Source organism: Pseudomonas sp. B21-054 (genome assembly GCF_026016345.1).
Classification (GTDB): domain Bacteria; phylum Pseudomonadota; class Gammaproteobacteria; order Pseudomonadales; family Pseudomonadaceae; genus Aquipseudomonas.
This window is the reverse complement of record NZ_CP087204.1, coordinates 202,461-221,164: the sequence shown is the minus strand read 5'-3', so window position 1 is coordinate 221,164 and position 18,704 is coordinate 202,461. Positions and strand designations below refer to the sequence as shown.

Annotated in this window: 5 protein-coding genes; 2 read left to right on the top strand and 3 right to left on the bottom strand. The window is 61.9% G+C overall.

Annotated elements, in window-relative coordinates; translation table 11 throughout:
• Nucleotides 1-10: 10 nt before the first annotated feature.
• From LOY70_RS00970 to LOY70_RS00960, 3 genes are read right to left on the bottom strand one after another with little or no spacing between them, the layout of a single operon-like run.
• Nucleotides 11-1,378 (bottom strand): HlyD family type I secretion periplasmic adaptor subunit, encoded by a 1,368-nt coding sequence (locus tag LOY70_RS00970; protein WP_265032531.1) that lies wholly within the window; start codon nt 1,376-1,378, stop codon nt 11-13.
• A complete protein-coding gene (locus LOY70_RS00965; RefSeq protein WP_265032530.1) occupies nt 1,368-3,524 on the bottom strand; it encodes a type I secretion system permease/ATPase in 2,157 nt (718 codons plus the stop codon). Before LOY70_RS00965 ends, LOY70_RS00970 begins: the two co-directional genes overlap by 11 nt.
• A 37-nt stretch (nt 3,525-3,561) precedes the next feature.
• The gene (locus tag LOY70_RS00960; RefSeq protein WP_123414808.1) at nt 3,562-4,911 is read right to left on the bottom strand and encodes a TolC family outer membrane protein; all 1,350 of its coding nucleotides are present in this window, start codon (nt 4,909-4,911) and stop codon (nt 3,562-3,564) included.
• On the opposite strand from LOY70_RS00960, the gene LOY70_RS00955 reads away from it, so the two are divergent.
• Complete coding sequence (locus LOY70_RS00955) at nt 4,910-5,053, top strand: hypothetical protein (protein WP_265032529.1); 144 nt, start codon at nt 4,910-4,912, stop codon at nt 5,051-5,053. The two genes, LOY70_RS00960 and LOY70_RS00955, sit on opposite strands and share 2 nt — an antisense overlap.
• Before the next feature lie 217 nt (nt 5,054-5,270).
• Nucleotides 5,271-18,692: a LapA family giant adhesin gene (locus tag LOY70_RS00950; RefSeq protein WP_265032528.1), complete on the top strand. Its 13,422-nt coding sequence runs from the start codon at nt 5,271-5,273 to the stop codon at nt 18,690-18,692.
• The last annotated feature ends 12 nt before the right edge of the window (nt 18,693-18,704 follow it).

Below are 18,704 nucleotides of genomic sequence, written 5' to 3'. Positions count from 1 at the left end.
TATTGGGGCTCTACCGCTCGTGCAACGCCTCGGACCGGGCCTTGATGATGGGCTTGAGCAGGTAGCTGAGCACGGTTTTCTTGCCGGTGATGATGTCCACCGACGCCACCATCCCCGGGATGATCAGCAGCGGTTTTTCATCGGTGCCCAGGTGGCTGCGTTCGGTGCGCAGCTTGATGATGTAGTAGGTGGTTTTCTTGTCTTCATCGGTGATGGTGTCGGCGCCGATCTGTTCCAGCTTGGCTTTCAGGCCACCGTAGATGGTGTAGTCGTACGCGGTGAATTTCACCGTGGCGTCCTGGCCGGGATGCAGGAAGGCAATGTCCTGGGGACGGATTTTCGCCTCCACCAGAATGGTGTCGTCCAGCGGCACGATTTCCACCAGGTCGCTGCCGGGCTGGATCACGCCGCCGATGGTGTTCACCAGCAGTTTGTTCACGATGCCGCGCACCGGCGACGTCACCAGGGTCCGGCTCACCCGATCTTCCAGGGCCTTGCCGGTGGCCTGGGCCTTGTTCAGGTCGGTGCGCGCTTCGTTGAGTTGGGTCAGGGCATCACTGCGGAACTTGCCGCGGGTCTCGTCGATCTTGCGCTGCACTTCCTTGATCGCCGATTCGGCGCGGGGAATTGCCAGTGTGGTGGCGTCCAGTTGCCCGCGGGTCTCGACCTCGGCGCGCTTGAGCCGCAGCACTTCAACCGGCGACACCGCGCCCTGGGCCACCAGCGGCTCGGACATGTTGATTTCCTGGCGTTGCAGCGCCAGGCCAGAGCGGTACTGTGCCTGCTTGGAAATGAACTCGCGCAGTTCCTGCTGGCGCTGGATCAACTGTTCCTGCAACCCGCCGATTTCATCGTGCAGCTGCTGGCGACGGCTGAGGTACAGCGATTCTTCGCTGGCGGCCTGGCGCGGTACGGCCTTGAGTACATCAGCGGGAAAATTCAGCGGCCGGTCATCAACCTCGGCGCTCAAGCGCTCGACGCGCAGCAGCATGGCCTGGCGATCGGCCTCGGTTTCGCCCACGTTGGAGACGAATCGTGTGTCGTCCAGGCGAATCAACGGCGCGCCGGCTTCGACGATCTGCCCTTCCTTGACGAACAGCTCAGCGACGATGCCGCCTTCCAGGTTCTGGATTTTCTGGATCTTGGACGATGGGATCGCCTTGCCGTCGCCCTTGGTCACTTCGTCGATCTCGGCGAAGTTGGCCCACAGCATCAGGAACACAAAGAAGCCGATGATGCCCCAGATCGTCAAACGCACCACCCGGGGAGCGTCCTCGATCAGGGCTTTGTTGACCTCGGGCAGCGGTTGGCCGTGCAGCGAGTCGGAACCTTTGAAGTAGCGGCTCACCCCGCCCTTTAAACCTGGCTTAAGCAACACTGATCTGCCCCTTCTTCAGCGCTTCCATGACAGCCGCTTTCGGGCCATCGGCGAGGATCTGTCCACGGTCGATCACCAGCAGACGATCCACCAGCGACAGCAAGGATGCCCGGTGCGTCACCAACAGCACGGTCTTGTTTTCCACAACGGCGGCCAGGCGCTGCTTCAAGCGTTCTTCACCGGTGTTGTCCATGGCGCTGGTGGGTTCGTCCAGCAGCAGGATGGGCGGGTTGAGCAACAGCGCCCGGGCCAGGGCGACGTTCTGGCGCTGGCCGCCGGACAGGTTCTGCCCACGCTCGCCGACTTGCAGTTCATAGCCTTGCGGATGCAGACGGGCGAATTCGTGCACGCCCGCCAGTTCAGCGGCCTGGAGCACCAGTTCGTCTTCGACGTAACGGGCGCCGGAGGTCAGGTTGTCCCGCAGGGTGCCGGCCAGCAGCTGGATGTCCTGTGGCACGTAGCCAATGTTGTAGCGCAGCTCGCTGACGTCGATCTGGCGGATGTCCACGCCGTCCACCAGCAAGGCACCGTCGTCAGGCTGATACAGGCCCACCAGCAACTTGGCGAGCGAGCTTTTACCCGAGCCGCTGCGACCGATGATGCCGATTTTCTCGCCGGGCTTGATCACCAGGTTGATGTTTTTCAGCGCGGCGTTCTGCTGGTTCGGGTAGGTGAAGTTCAACTGACGGCATTCAATGGCGCCCTGCAACACCTTGCGGCTGAGGGGGCGCTCGTCGAAATTGCGCTCTTGGGGCAGCTCCATCATCTGGTCGACGGAGGTCATGGTCACCCGCGCCTGCTGGTAGCGGGTCAACAGGCCCGACAGCGACGCCAGTGGGCTGAGGGCGCGGCCACTGAGCATGTAGCAGGCAACCAGCCCGCCCATGCTCAGGTTGCCGGCGATGATCAGGTAAACGCCGAAGACGATCATGATCACCCCGGCCAATTGCTGGATCAGCAAGGTGATGTTCATCGCCAGCCCGGACAGCATCTTCACCCGCAGTTCGAGGCGGCTGAGGGTGCCGATGGTCTGCTCCCACTGGTATTGACGCTCGCTCTCGGCGTTGTTGACCTTCACTGCGTCCAGGCCGGCCAGGGTCTCGATCAGGCTGGACTGGCGCTCGGCGCCCAGGGCCATGGTGCGCTCCATGGTCGCCACCAGGGGCTTCTGCAATGCATAGCCGATCAGCAGGGCAATCGGGAACGCCAGCACCGGAATCCACACCAGGTGCCCGCCGATAATCGCAATGACCATGAAGATCAGCAGGGTGAACGGCAAGTCGATCAGGCTGGTGAGGGTCAGCGAAGCGAGGAAGTCCCGCAGGCTTTGGAACTCATGGATGTTCTGGGCAAAGCTGCCGACCCGCGCCGGGCGGTACTTCATGGACATGCCGACGATGCGTTCGAACAGCGTCGCCGAGATGATCAGGTCGGTTTTCTTGCCCGCCAGGTCCAGGCACAGGCTGCGCAGCATCTTGAGGATAAGGTCGAACACGTAGGCGCCGGTGATGCCGACGGCCAACACCCACAGGGTCGACTCAGCCTGGTTCGGCACCACGCGATCGTAGACGTTCATCACAAACAGTGGCGCGGCCATGGCGATGATGTTGATCAGCAGGCTCGCGGCGATGGCATCGACGTACAGCCAGCGGGAGCGCTTGAGGGTGTCGCGAAACCACGAACGCGCCCGGGGGATAAGCGTGCCGTGGTTGACGTCAAATTTATGCTGCGGTTGGGCGAAGAACACCTTGCCGCTGTAGTCATCGGCCAGCAGTTCGCGGCTGACGGTCACCTCACCGCCGTCGCTTTCGCTAAGCAGCAGTCGGGCCTGATCGTCACCGACCCAGCCCAGCAGCACGGCGCTGCGGCCGTCTTTGAGCAGCAACAGCGCCGGCATGGCGATGGTCGGGATCTGCTCGAGCTTGCGTTGCAGCACCCGGCCTTGCAGGCCGGCACGGGCCGCCGCGCGCGACAATAATTCGACGCTCAGCCGTTGCTTGGGCAGCGGCAGGCCAGTGGTGAGCATCGCTGCGCTGGCCGGCTTCTGATGCAGCATGCAGAGCGCCAGCAGACCGTCCAGCAGCGGGTCGTCGTGCAGCGTGCGCGGGTCATGAACTAGTTCGACTGGACTGACTTCTGATTCCACGCTCGGCACTCTGACTGATTAAAACGGGTGGTAGGACTCAATTCATCCCAGGCAATTGAACCTTGGGCTTCATGTCGTTCTGCACAACCGATGCCAACGGTGCGACCACACCCTGGCTTTTCAACAGCTGGCCCATGGTTGCCTTGATCCGGTACTGGGTGAACAGCTGCACATTCTTGATTTCCGCCAGGCGACGGGAAGCGCTGAACAGTTCGTTTTCGCTGTCGAGCAAGTCGAGCAGGGTCCGCTCGCCGAGGCTGAACTGCTTCTGGTAGGCAGTGCGCACATTGGCGCTGCGATCCACGTATTGCTGGGCGACCGGCACCTGGGCGTTAGCGTTGTTCAAGGCATTCCAGGCCAGGCCCAGCTCTTCGTTCAACTGGCGCAGCGCGTTGTTGCGGATGTCCAGGGCCTGGTTGGACAGGTACGACTTGGATTCCAGGTCGGCCTTGTTGCTGCCACCGGCATACAGGTTGAAACGCATGCGCAGCATGGCCTGCCACTCGTTGTTGTGGCCGTTCTGACCGTCCAGGTCGTTGTCAGCCGTGCGACCCAACTCGGCGTCGAAGCGTGGGTAGAAGCTCGACTTGGCGGCTTCGTACTGTTGCTCGGCGGCGGCGATGTCGGCTTCGGCCGAACGCAGCACCGGGCTGTTTTCCAGCATCTGGGCGCGGGCTTCGGTCAGGTTGGCCGGCAGCAGCGCCAGAAAATCGGCAGGACGCTCCAGCTGATCAGGCAGTTGGCCGACGGCACTGAGGTAGTTGGTCTCGGCGTCGGCCAGGTTGGTCTGTTCGGTGATCAGGTTGTTGCGGGCCTGGGCCATGCGCGCTTCGGCCTGGTCCAGGTCGGCGCCACTGCCCACGCCACGCGACGTGCGCAACTTGATCTGGTCGAAGATGCGCTCGTGACTCTTGAGGTTTTCCTCGGCCAGGCGCACGAACTCGCGACGGGTCAGCACATCCAGGTAGACCTGGGCCACGGTCAGGCCGGTGCGCTCGGAGGCGTCCAGCAACGAGTAGGCACGGGCATTGACGGTGGCTTGTTGACGCCCCACTTCGCTGGACGTCGCAAAACCGTCAAAAACCATTTGTGACAGGCGCAGGCTCGATTCACTGCGGTTCAGGGTTTCCCAATGGTTGTTGCCGCCCGACCGGGTGGTGACGCTGTCGGTGCCTTCACGCCCGTACCCCGCTGCAAGGTCCACCCTAGGCAGGTAGCCGCCCTTGGCCGCCTTGAGTTGGTAATCCGCCGCGAGACGACTGTTCACACCGGCCTGGATTTCAGGATGGACATCCAGCGCCTGTTGCATGGCCTGCGGCAAGGTTTGTGCTTGTACGAAACTGGCGGCGAGAGCAAAGGGTAAAGCCTTGAGCAGGTGCAGACGCATGGTGGATTTCTTCCTGAAACACTTGTCTTGGATCACAGCGAAACGTGGCGCTGCATCGGATGATGGCAACCGGAATGACCGTATGTCGGAAAGTTCAAAACAAGAACTGGATCAAGCACCGAAAGGACAGGTCGCCGCTTAAATATCAATGTGACATTACTGAAGCGATTGTTTAGGATGGCCAACATAAGGTCAATAGTTTGGCATCAACAAATAAATCGAAATTCAACAGCCAAATTTTTGGCACAGCAAAGCGTCAAAACAACCTTACTTAGTTAAAGAGAACGTCCAGACCGCCGAGGCTCAGAGGCCCCCGGGTCCATGGAAGTCTACTGAACGTGGCACCCGGAGAGTCTTCAATGAGCAGTGTTATTGCCGTCGTCAAAAGCATTGTTGGTCAGGTTTTCGTCGTATCCCCAGAGGGCATCCGGCGCGTACTCATTGAAGGTGATCGCCTGAACGTAGGCGACCAGTTGGACACCGGGCCGGCCGGCGCCGTCACATTGGAATTGGCCGATGGCCGCACCCTGGACCTGGGTCGCGACACCCAGTGGAGCGCCAACGCACCGGACTCCTCTACAGACCTGGCACAAGCCACTGCCCAGGCCGCACCGTCGGTAGAAGAACTGCAACAAGCCATCGCCGCGGGCGCCGACCCGACTACCGCCCTGGAAGCCACCGCTGCCGGCGCCACTGCCGCGGGTACCGGTGGTGCCGCCGGTGGCGGCCACAGCTTTGTGGTGCTGGATGCCACCGCTGGCAGCGTCGATCCTACTGTCGGTTTCCCAACGGAAGGTCTCGCTACGGCTGCCGCCACCGATAACAACATCCTGGGTGGCAACACCACGGATACGACCGCCAACGCCGTACTCAATGCAACGATGACCCTGAGCGCCACACCGACCCTGACCGAGGCCGGCGGCGTGCTGGTGTATACCGCGACTGTCACCCAGGCGCCTCAGACCGCGCTGACCGTGACCCTGTCCAATGGCGCCGTGATCGTCATTCCCGCCGGACAAACCACCGGCAGCGTCAACGTACCGCTGGCGCCGAATGACACCGTCTACAACGACGCCACCCAAATCAGCGTGACCGTCACTGGCACCACCGGCGGCACCGGCATCGCCGTGACCGTGCCCACCGCCCCGGCTGTGACCCAGATCACCGATACCGTCGACACCACCACCGTCACCCTGAGCGCGGGCAACACCGTCACCGAAGGCGGTCAGATCACCTATACCGCGACCCTGACCAATCCGGCCCAGACGCCGGTGACCGTGACCTTGAGCAATGGCTCGGTCATCACCATTGCTGCGGGCCAGACCACTGGCACCGTCAACGTCGAGACGCCAGCCAATGACGTCTACAACAACGGCAGCACTGTCAGCACCACGATTACCGGTGCGACGGGTGGCAACTTCGAGAGCCTGGTGCCGAGCACTGCGCCTGCGGTCACCACGATTACCGATTCGATAGACGCCACAACCGTGACGTTGACCGCCACACCAACCGTGAATGAAAACGGCACGATCACCTACACCGCCACCTTGACCGGTGCCGATGGAAAACCGGTCACCGCGCAAAACGGTCCGGTCACTGTGACCTTGGAAAGCGGCAAGACCATTACCATCGCCGCAGGTGCCAGCTCGGGAGTGTTGGACGTAGCGGTTGGCAACGACGTCTACCAAGGCCCAACGACGGTGACTGAGTCGATTGCTTCCGCCTCCGGTGGCAACCTGGAAGCCATCGCACCGAACACCGCTCCAGTCAGCACCGTGGTGAGTGATGTCAACGACACGACCACCGTGACGCTGACCGCCACACCAACCGTGAACGAAAACGGCACGATCACCTACACCGCCACCCTGACCGGTGCCGACGGCAAGCCCGTCACCGCGCAAAACGGCCCGGTCACCGTGACGCTCGACAGCGGTAAAACCATCACCATCGCTGCTGGCGCAAGCTCGGGCATATTGAACGTAGCCGTCGGCAACGACGTCTATCAAGGTCCGACCACCGTCACCGAGTCGATCAAAGATGCATCCGGTGGCAACCTGGAAGCCATCGCTCCGAACACCGCGCCAGTCAGCACCGTCGTCAGCGACGTCAATGACACCACCACCGTGACGTTGACTGCTACGCCGACCGTGAATGAAAACGGCACCGTCACTTACACCGCCACCTTGACCGGTGCTGACGGTAAACCTGTCACCGCGCAAAACGGCCCGGTCACCGTGACGCTCGACAGCGGTAAAACCATCACCATCGCTGCTGGCGCAAGCTCGGGCGTCTTGGACGTAGCCGTCGGCAACGACGTCTATCAAGGCCCGACCACGATCACCGAGTCGATCAAAGATGCATCCGGTGGCAACCTGGAAGCCATCGCTCCGAACACCGCGCCAGTCAGCACCGTGGTCAGCGACGTCAACGACACCACCACGGTGACCTTGACCGCCACACCAACCGTGAACGAAAACGGAACGATCACCTACACCGCCACGTTGACCGGTGCCGACGGTAAACCGGTCACGGCGCAGAACGGTCCAGTGACCGTGACTTTGGACAGCGGCAAAACCATCACCATCGCCGCCGGGGCCAGCTCGGGTGTGTTGGATGTGGCCGTCGGCAACGACGTTTACCAAGGCCCAACAACGGTGACTGAATCGATTGCCTCGGCATCCGGCGGCAACCTCGAAGCCATCGCTCCGAACACCGCACCAGTCAGCACTGTGGTCAGCGACGTCAACGACACCACCACCGTGACGTTGACCGCCACGCCGACCGTGAACGAAAACGGCACGATCACCTACACCGCCACCCTGACCGGTGCCGATGGTAAGCCCGTCACCGCGCAGAACGGTCCGGTCACTGTGACCTTGGAAAGCGGCAAGACCATCACCATCGCTGCAGGCGCAAGCTCGGGCGTGTTGGACGTAGCGGTTGGCAATGACGTTTATCAAGGCCCGACCACCGTCACCGAAAGCATCAGTACCGCCACGGGCGGTAACCTCGAAGCCATCGCGCCAAATACCGCGCCAGTCAGCACAGTGATCAGCGACGTCAACGACACCACTACCGTGACGCTGACCGCTACGCCGACCGTGAACGAAAACGGCACCATCACCTACACCGCCACCTTGACCGGTGCTGACGGTAAACCCGTCACCGCGCAAAATGGTCCAGTGACCGTCACGCTCGACAGCGGTAAAACCATCACCATCGCCGCGGGTGCCAGCTCGGGCGTGCTCGATGTCGCTGTGGGCAACGATGTTTACCAAGGCCCAACGACGGTGACCGAGTCGATTGCCTCGGCATCCGGTGGCAACCTCGAAGCCATCGCACCGAACACCGCTCCGGTCAGCACCATCGTCAGCGACGTCAACGACACCACTACCGTGACCTTGACCGCCACACCAACCGTGAACGAAAACGGCACGATCACCTACACCGCCACGTTGACCGGTGCTGACGGTAAACCTGTCACCGCGCAAAACGGCCCGGTCACCGTGACGCTCGACAGCGGTAAAACCATCACCATCGCTGCTGGCGCAAGCTCGGGCATATTGGACGTAGCCGTCGGCAACGACGTCTATCAAGGTCCGACCACCGTCACCGAGTCGATCAAAGATGCATCCGGTGGCAACCTGGAAGCCATCGCTCCGAACACCGCGCCAGTCAGCACTGTGGTCAGCGACGTCAACGACACCACCACCGTGACGTTGACCGCCACACCAACCGTGAACGAAAACGGCACGATCACCTACACCGCCACGTTGACCGGTGCCGACGGTAAACCGGTCACGGCGCAGAACGGTCCAGTGACCGTGACTTTGGACAGCGGCAAAACCATCACCATCGCCGCCGGGGCCAGCTCGGGTGTGTTGGATGTGGCCGTCGGCAACGACGTTTACCAAGGCCCAACAACGGTGACTGAATCGATTGCCTCGGCATCCGGCGGCAGCCTCGAAGCCATCGCACCGAACACCGCGCCGGTCAGCACCGTGGTCAGCGACGTCAACGACACCACCACGGTGACCTTGACCGCCACACCAACCGTGAACGAAAACGGCACGATTACCTACACCGCCACCTTGACCGGTGCTGACGGTAAACCTGTCACCGCGCAGAACGGCCCGGTCACCGTGACGCTCGACAGCGGCAAAACCATCACCATCGCCGCCGGGGCAAGTTCGGGCGTATTGGACGTAGCCGTCGGCAACGACGTCTATCAAGGTCCGACCACCGTCACCGAGTCGATCAAAGATGCATCCGGTGGCAACCTGGAAGCCATCGCTCCGAACACCGCGCCAGTCAGCACTGTGGTCAGCGACGTCAACGACACCACCACCGTGACGTTGACCGCCACACCAACCGTGAACGAAAACGGCACGATCACCTACACCGCCACTCTGACCGGTGCTGACGGCAAACCCGTCACGGCGCAGAACGGCCCGGTCACCGTGACGTTGGAAAGTGGCAAAACCATCACCATCGCTGCCGGCGCAAGCTCGGGCATCTTGGACGTAGCCGTTGGCAACGACGTCTATCAAGGCCCGACCACCGTCACCGAAAGCATCAGTACCGCCACGGGCGGTAATCTGGAAGCCATCGCTCCGAACACCGCGCCAGTCAGCACCATCGTCAGCGACGTCAACGACACCACCACCGTGACGTTGACTGCTACACCGACCGTGAATGAAAACGGCACCATCACTTACACCGCCACGTTGACCGGTGCTGACGGTAAACCTGTCACCGCGCAAAACGGCCCGGTCACCGTGACGCTCGACAGCGGTAAAACCATCACCATCGCCGCGGGTGCCAGCTCGGGCGTGCTCGATGTCGCTGTGGGCAACGATGTTTACCAAGGCCCAACGACGGTGACCGAGTCGATTGCCTCGGCATCCGGTGGCAACCTCGAAGCCATCGCACCGAACACCGCTCCGGTCAGCACCATCGTCAGCGATGTCAACGACACCACCACCGTGACGTTGACCGCCACACCAACCGTGAACGAAAACGGGACGATCACCTACACCGCCACGTTGACCGGTGCCGACGGTAAACCGGTCACGGCGCAGAACGGTCCAGTGACCGTGACTTTGGACAGCGGCAAAACCATCACCATCGCCGCCGGGGCCAGCTCGGGTGTGTTGGATGTGGCCGTCGGCAACGACGTTTACCAAGGCCCAACAACGGTGACTGAATCGATTGCCTCGGCATCCGGCGGCAGCCTCGAAGCCATCGCACCGAACACCGCGCCGGTCAGCACCGTGGTCAGCGACGTCAACGACACCACCACGGTGACCTTGACCGCCACACCAACCGTGAACGAAAACGGCACGATTACCTACACCGCCACCTTGACCGGTGCTGACGGTAAACCTGTCACCGCGCAGAACGGCCCGGTCACCGTGACGCTCGACAGCGGCAAAACCATCACCATCGCCGCCGGGGCAAGTTCGGGCGTATTGGACGTAGCCGTCGGCAACGACGTCTATCAAGGTCCGACCACCGTCACCGAGTCGATCAAAGATGCATCCGGTGGCAACCTGGAAGCCATCGCTCCGAACACCGCGCCAGTCAGCACTGTGGTCAGCGACGTCAACGACACCACCACCGTGACGTTGACCGCCACACCAACCGTGAACGAAAACGGCACGATCACCTACACCGCCACTCTGACCGGTGCTGACGGCAAACCCGTCACGGCGCAGAACGGCCCGGTCACCGTGACGTTGGAAAGTGGCAAAACCATCACCATCGCTGCCGGCGCAAGCTCGGGCATCTTGGACGTAGCCGTTGGCAACGACGTCTATCAAGGCCCGACCACCGTCACCGAAAGCATCAGTACCGCCACGGGCGGTAATCTGGAAGCCATCGCTCCGAACACCGCGCCAGTCAGCACCGTCGTCAGCGATGTCAACGACACCACCACGGTGACATTGACCGCTACGCCAACCGTAAACGAAAACGGCACCATCACCTACACCGCCACCCTGACCGGTGCCGACGGCAAGCCCGTCACCGCGCAGAACGGTCCAGTGACCGTGACGTTGGAAAGCGGCAAGACCATCACCATCGCCGCGGGCGCAAGTTCGGGTGTGTTGGACGTGGCCGTCGGCAACGATGTTTACCAAGGTCCAACGACGGTTACTGAGTCGATCAAAGAAGCGACTGGCGGCAACCTTGAGGCCATCGCTCCAAACACGGCGCCAGTCAGCACCATCGTCAGCGACGTCAATGACACCACTACGATGACATTGACCGCTACACCAACCGTGAACGAAAACGGCACCATCACCTATACCGCGACCTTGACCGGTGCCGACGGTAAACCCGTCACTGCGCAGAATGGCCCGGTGACCGTCACCCTCGACAGCGGCAAAACCATCACCATCGCCGCGGGTGCCAGCTCGGGCGTCTTGGACGTAGCCGTTGGCAATGACGTGTACCAGGGCCCAACGACGGTGACTGAATCGATTGCTTCCGCCTCCGGTGGCAACCTCGAAGCCATCGCACCGAACACCGCTCCGGTCAGCACCATCGTCAGCGATGTCAACGACACCACCACGGTGACATTGACCGCTACGCCGACCGTGAACGAAAACGGCACGATCACCTACACCGCCACCCTGACCGGTGCCGACGGCAAGCCCGTCACGGCGCAGAACGGTCCAGTGACCGTGACGTTGGAAAGCGGCAAGACCATCACCATCGCCGCGGGCGCAAGTTCGGGTGTGTTGGACGTGGCCGTCGGCAACGATGTTTACCAAGGTCCAACGACGGTTACTGAGTCGATCAAAGAAGCGACTGGCGGCAACCTTGAGGCCATCGCTCCAAACACGGCGCCAGTCAGCACCATCGTCAGCGACGTCAACGACACCACTACGGTGACATTGACCGCTACACCAACCGTGAACGAAAACGGCACGATCACCTACACCGCCACCCTGACCGGTGCCGACGGCAAGCCCGTCACCGCGCAGAACGGTCCGGTCACCGTCACGCTCGACAGCGGCAAAACCATCACCATCGCTGCTGGCGCAAGCTCGGGCGTGCTCGATGTCGCTGTCGGAAACGATGTTTACCAAGGTCCAACGACGGTGACCGAGTCGATTGCCTCGGCATCCGGTGGCAACCTTGAGGCCATTGCACCGAACACGACTCCAGTCAGCACTGTGGTCAGCGACGTCAACGACACCACCACCGTGACGTTGACCGCCACACCAACCGTGAACGAAAACGGCACGATCACCTACACCGCCACCCTGACCGGTGCCGACGGCAAGCCCGTCACCGCGCAGAACGGTCCGGTCACCGTCACGCTCGACAGCGGCAAAACCATCACCATCGCTGCTGGCGCAAGCTCGGGCGTGCTCGATGTCGCTGTCGGAAACGATGTTTACCAAGGTCCAACGACGGTGACCGAGTCGATTGCCTCGGCATCCGGTGGCAACCTTGAGGCCATTGCACCGAACACGACTCCAGTCAGCACTGTGGTCAGCGACGTCAACGACACCACCACCGTGACGTTGACCGCCACACCAACCGTGAATGAAAACGGCACGATTACCTACACCGCGACTCTGACCGGTGCTGACGGCAAACCCGTCACGGCGCAGAACGGTCCGGTCACCGTGACGTTGGAAAGTGGCAAAACCATCACCATCGCCGCCGGCGAAAGCTCGGGCGTATTGGACGTAGCCGTCGGCAACGACGTCTACCAAGGCCCGACCACTGTCACCGAAAGCATCAGTACCGCCACGGGCGGTAACTTGGAAGCCATCGCGCCAAACACCGCGCCAGTCAGCACCATCGTTAGCGATGTCAACGACACCACCACGGTGACCTTGACCGCCACACCAACCGTGAACGAAAACGGCACCATCACTTACACCGCCACCTTGACCGGTGCCGATGGCAAACCGGTCACCGCGCAGAACGGTCCTGTGACCGTTACGCTCGACAGCGGTAAAACGATCACCATCGCTGCCGGTGCAAGTTCCGGCGTCTTGGACGTAGCCGTTGGCAACGATGTGTACCAGGGCCCAACCACCGTCACCGAAAGCATCAGTACCGCCACGGGCGGTAACTTGGAAGCCATTGCACCGAACACGGCTCCAGTCAGCACCATCGTCAGCGACGTCAATGACACCACCACCGTGACGTTGACCGCTACGCCAACCGTGAATGAAAACGGCACGATCACTTACACCGCGACCCTGACCGGTGCCGACGGCAAACCCGTCACCGCGCAGAACGGTCCGGTCACCGTCACGCTCGACAGCGGCAAAACCATCACCATCGCTGCTGGCGCAAGCTCGGGCGTGCTCGATGTCGCTTTAGGTAACGATGTTTACCAAGGTCCAACGACGGTGACTGAGTCGATTGCTTCGGCATCCGGTGGCAACCTCGAAGCCATTGCACCGAACACCGCGCCTGTCAGCACTGTGGTCAGCGATGTCAACGACACCACCACCGTGACGTTGACCGCCACACCAACCGTGAACGAAAACGGCACGATTACCTACACCGCGACTCTGACCGGTGCTGACGGCAAACCCGTCACGGCGCAGAACGGTCCGGTCACCGTGACGTTGGAAAGTGGCAAAACCATCACCATCGCTGCTGGCGCAAGCTCGGGCGTGCTCGATGTCGCTTTAGGTAACGATGTTTACCAAGGTCCAACGACGGTGACCGAGTCGATTGCCTCGGCATCCGGTGGCAACCTTGAGGCCATTGCACCGAACACGACTCCAGTCAGCACTGTGGTCAGCGACGTCAACGACACCACCACGGTGACCTTGACCGCCACACCAACCGTGAACGAAAACGGCACCATCACTTACACCGCCACCCTGACCGGTGCCGATGGCAAACCTGTCACCGCGCAAAACGGTCCGGTCACCGTCACCCTCGACAGCGGCAAGACCATTACCATCGCCGCCGGCGCAAGCTCGGGCGTGCTCGATGTCGCTGTGGGTAACGATGTTTACCAAGGTCCAACGACGGTTACTGAGTCGATTGCTTCGGCATCCGGTGGCAACCTGGAAGCCATTGCACCGAACACCGCTCCAGTCAGCACCATCGTCAGCGACGTCAACGACACCACTACCGTGACGTTGACCGCCACACCAACCGTGAACGAAAACGGCACGATTACCTACACCGCCACCTTGACCGGTGCTGACGGTAAACCTGTCACCGCGCAAAACGGCCCGGTCACCGTCACCCTCGACAGCGGCAAGACCATTACCATCGCCGCCGGCGCAAGCTCGGGCGTGTTGGACGTAGCCGTCGGCAACGACGTCTACCAAGGTCCGACCACGATCACCGAGTCGATCAAAGATGCATCCGGTGGCAACCTGGAAGCCATCGCGCCAAACACCGCGCCAGTCAGCACCGTCGTCAGCGACGTCAACGACACCACCACGGTGACCTTGACCGCCACACCAACCGTGAACGAAAACGGCACCATCACTTACACCGCCACCCTGACCGGTGCCGACGGCAAACCCGTCACCGCGCAGAACGGTCCGGTCACCGTGACGTTGGAAAGCGGTAAAACCATCACCATCGCTGCTGGCGCAAGCTCGGGCGTGTTGGACGTAGCCGTCGGCAACGACGTCTATCAAGGCCCGACCACCGTCACCGAGTCGATCAAAGATGCATCCGGTGGCAATCTGGAAGCCATCGCACCGAACACCGCACCAGTCAGCACTGTGATCAGCGACGTCAACGACACCACTACCGTGACGCTGACCGCCACACCAACCGTGAACGAAAACGGCACGATTACCTACACCGCCACCTTGACCGGTGCTGACGGTAAACCCGTCACCGCGCAAAACGGCCCGGTCACCGTCACCCTCGACAGCGGCAAGACCATTACCATCGCCGCGGGCGCAAGCTCGGGCGTATTGGATGTGGCTGCTGGCAACGATGTCTACACCGGTGCTCCGTCCATCACCGAAACGATCAAATCGGCTTCCGGCGGCAACCTCGAAACCATCGCTGTCGATAAGACCGGCGCGTCGACGGCGGTGGGCGACACCGTCGACAACACCACGGTCAGCATCACCGGCAGCACGTCCGTCACCGAAGGCCAGACCGCGACGTACACCGTCAGCCTGACCAACCCGGCGCAGACGGAAGTGACCGTCAAGATCGTCTACAGCGGCACTGCGGCCGACGGTTCGGACTTCACCGGTGTCTACACCGTGAAGATTCCGGCCAACGCCACCAGCGCTACCTTCAACGTGGCGACGCTGGACGACAAGATCACCGAAGGCACGGAAAACTTCGTGGTCAAGATCGACTCGGCCACCGGTGGCAACTTCGAGCACCTGGCAGTCAGCGGCACCAACGGCAGCGTCAGCACCTCGATCATCGACAACGATGCGCCGCCGGTACTCGACCTGGACGCCAACAACTCCAGCGGCAAGACGGGTGCCGACTACCAGGTGACCTTCACCGAAGGCACCACCGGCCCGGGTGTGTCCATCGCCGACACCGACCTGAAAATCACCGACCCGGACAGCACCCTGCTGACCGGCGCTACCATCGTGCTGACCAACCGTCAGCCTGGCGATGCGTTGAACCTGGGCAACAGCGTCAACGGCATCAGCATCAACGCCAACAGCACCGACGGCAAGGTCGTGCTGACGCTGTCGGGCAATGCGACGCTGGCCGACTACATGCAGCAGATCAAGAACATCAGCTTCATCAACAACAGCGAAGATCCGAGCACCGTACCGCGCATCATCACCGTGACGGTGACCGACGGCAGTAACTACTCGAACACCGCGACCACTACCGTGAACGTGGTCGGGGTTAACGACGCGCCAGTAGCCACCGGTGGCGCGGTGACCGGTACCGAAGACACTTCGCTGGTGCTCGGCTGGTCGACGTTCGGTATCAGTGACGTGGACAGCGCCGCCGCCAGCCAGGGTGTGAAAATCACCGGGCTGCCGGGTGACGGCAAGCTGCAGTACCTGGACGGCGCAACCTGGAAGGACGTGGCCAACAACCAGACGTTCACCAAGGCCGACATCGACGCCGGCAAGCTGCGCTTTACCCCCGATGCCAACGAATCCGGCGCCAACGGCAACCCGAGCGGCGTGGGCAATCAGAAGGCTGATTACGCGCAGATCCAGTTCCAGCCAACCGACGGCCAGGCACTGGGCAATACCGGCACCGTGAAGATCGACATCACACCGGTCGCCGACGCACCGAGCCTCAACGTGGCTGGCAACAGCGTGACCTCCACCGGCCTGATCAAGGAAGTCTGGACCGGCCTGTCGGGCCTGGGCACCGATGGCAGCGGCGCACCGTCCGGCACGCTCAAGTCGGTAATCGACGCCGCCGGCACGCCGAACAGCAGCACCAACGTGACCAACGTGCAGTCCGACAGCAACGTGAACGCCGGTACAGCATCGAAAACTTCAGGCCTGATTTTCCTCGAAGCCGGCAAGACCTACACCTTCAGCGGCACGGGCGATGACAGCCTGCTGGTGACCATTGGCGGCAAGGATGTGGCGGGCATTACCTGGGGCGCGGGCGGCCAGCTGAACGGCTCGTTCACGCCGACCGCCAGCGGCTACTACACCCTGGACATCTACCACCACAACCAGACTGGCCCGGGCAGCTACGACGTGAACCTGTCGGTCAACGGCAGCACACCGGTCGACCTGAGCAGTGCCGGCGTGCCGCTCTACACCGGCGTGACCGACCTGGCGAACGCCGGCGTGACCGTCTCCGACCTGCACGGCAGCAACGGCGAAGGCTACTACGACGGCTTCAAGCTCAACGAAGGCGCCGAAGGCACCAGCGTGCACCTGTCGAAGATCACCACCGCCCTGACCGACACCGACGGCTCCGAAAGCCTGAGCGTGAAGATCGGCGGCATTCCGGAAGGCAGCGTGCTGAGTGACGGCGCGGGCCATACCGCGACCGTGGGCAGCAACGGCGAGGCCTCGGTCACCGGCTGGAACCTGGGCAGCCTGACCCTGACGCCACCGACCTACTACAACGGCCAGTTCAACCTGACCGTGACGTCGACCTCTACCGAAGCCCTCGGCGGTTCGGCGGTCAGTACGGCGCAGATCCCGGTCACCGTCTACCCGGCGACCTACAACGCGGTCACCGCCACGTCTGGCAGCGACAACGTCACCGGCACCGACGGCAACGACATCGTGGTCGCCGACATCGGCGGGCTGACCGTGGTGCCGGGGGTCAACTACAACATCGCCTTCATGGTCGACAGCTCTGGCAGCATGAGCGACTCGTCCATCGCAGCGGCCAAGGCCTCGCTGACCTCGGTGTTCAACACCCTCAAGCAAAGCTTGGGCAGCAACTCCGGCACGGTGAACATCTTCCTGGCGGACTTCGACAGCCAGGTGAACAACACGGTCTCGGTCAACCTCAACAACCCGAACGCCTTGACCCTGCTCAAGGGCGTGCTCGACTCGATGGTGTCCGGCGGCGGTACCAACTATGAAGACGTGTTCAAGACCACGGCGAACTTCTTCAAGAGCACCGACGCCCTGAACAATACCGGGGCGAAGAACCTGACGTATTTCATTACCGACGGCAAGCCGACTTACTACCAGACCGGCGAACAGACCAATCCGACGCTTTACGGCACCGTCAAGCTCGACGATGTCTTGAGCGCAGCCAATTACAGCGTCGGCAAGTACTACACCCAGACGATCGACAGCACGCACAAGTACACCATCTACGAAAACGGCGAGATGTACCTGTCGACCAAAAGCGGCAAGAAATGGACCGACAGTTATGTGGGCACGGTGCATGCCGAGGGCAATGGCACCTTTGAACTGTCGAACCAGGGCGGCACCGGCTATGGCGATTACTGGAACTATGTCGATTCAGCAGCGGGCTCGACCGACAGCTTCACGCTGCTCAAAGGCTTGAGCAGCGTGGAAGCCATTGGCCTGAACAGTGATGTGACCCTGAACGACCTCAAGCCCTACGATTCGGACTCGACACCACAGACCAACATCGACCCGAACAACCTGGCCAACTCGATCATCGGCCACACCGAAGCGACCCTGCCGGGCGCCGATACGGTCAACGGTGGCGACGGCAATGACATCCTGTTCGGCGACCTGGTGAGCTTCAACGGCGTCGCCGGCGAGGGCTACCAGGCCATCCAGGCATTCGTGGCCCAGCAGAGCGGCGTGGACGTCAGCAAGGTCACCACCAGCAACGTGCACCAGTACATCACCGAGCACTACACCGCGTTTGATGTGTCCGGTGCCCACGATGGCAACGACACCCTGCTGGGCGGCGCCGGCAACGACATCATTTTCGGCCAGGGCGGCAACGACACGCTCAATGGTGGCAAGGGCAATGACATCCTGCTCGGTGGCAGTGGCAATGACACGCTGATCGGCGGCCAGGGCAATGACACCCTGATCGGCGGCCTGGGGGGCGATACCTTTGTCTGGAAGGCCGGCGACACCGGTACCGACGTGATCAAGGACTTCAAGGTCGGCGACGGCGACCGGATCGACCTGCGGGATCTGTTGCAGGGCGAAACCGGCAGCACCATCGACCACTTCCTGAAAATCAGCACGGTCGATGGCGTGTCGTCGCTGCAGGTCAGCACCACCGGCCAGTTCAATGGGGCCAACGGTGCCGCAGCGACGCCGGACGTGACGATCAAGCTCGAAGGCAACAACTGGTCGAACGTCAACCTGAACTCGTTGATCGCCGGCAGTGACCCGACCATCAAGGTCGATCACAACAACAGCTGACCGGGCCCTCAC